The following is a 717-nucleotide window of genomic DNA, read 5'->3' on the forward strand; positions in this document are numbered from 1 at the left end:
AAGCGGAAAAGCTTTTATATCAAACACACACTCGCAACGGCCTAATACCCGCCCTGACTCTGTTTCCACCTGTTTTGCAAAGCGCTCAGGCGGCTCATTAAGCAAGTTTTTGGCGAGATCTTCATCGGCAGACCAGACAATGGAAACGGTATGAGAATCAGGCGTTGGCAGAAGCGCCAGTGGCCCTGTGGGTAAAAACACCTGACGAGCCACGCCATTATGCGGCTGTTCCGTGCGAATGTTCGCCACAATACCTTGCTGCCCGTAGTCCCAGAACGTTAGTGGTAACTCAGCATACTGACGCACTTTCGAACGGCCACCGTCGGCTCCTACTATAAGATCGGCTGACAGTAACCACTCACCAACGTCTATTTCCGCGGGGTGAGAATCATCGCCGGCATGAACCATTGTCCACTGCTGCGTCTGCAATATCTCAACACCGACCTGCTCAGCACGTTGCCACAAAAAATGCTCCACAACGTTGTTTTCAACTATAGCGCCTAAATCTGCGGCGTTAATTTCCCGGGCTGAAAACTCAATGTGCGCGGGGCTGTCTTTGTCCCACACTTGCATGCTTTGGTAAGGGCCAATTCGGTGTGCCTGCACTAAAGGCCAGGCACCACAGTCTTTTAATACGCTGCGACTGCGATCATTCAGTGCGCTTACCCGCAATGCCAGCGCTTCAGAAAGTTCAGGTTGCGAATGCCTTTCCAGCAC

At 52.2% G+C, this 717-nt stretch carries 1 protein-coding gene; it reads right to left on the reverse strand.

Features of this window, described 5'->3' with window-relative positions:
- A partial coding sequence (locus tag B3180_RS07075) for an FAD-dependent monooxygenase (protein ID WP_286843753.1) occupies positions 1–717 on the reverse strand: 717 nt, incomplete at both ends.

The sequence above is a fragment of the Idiomarina sp. UBA4206 genome, assembly GCF_002383015.1.
Classification (GTDB): Bacteria; Pseudomonadota; Gammaproteobacteria; order Enterobacterales; family Alteromonadaceae; genus Idiomarina; species Idiomarina abyssalis.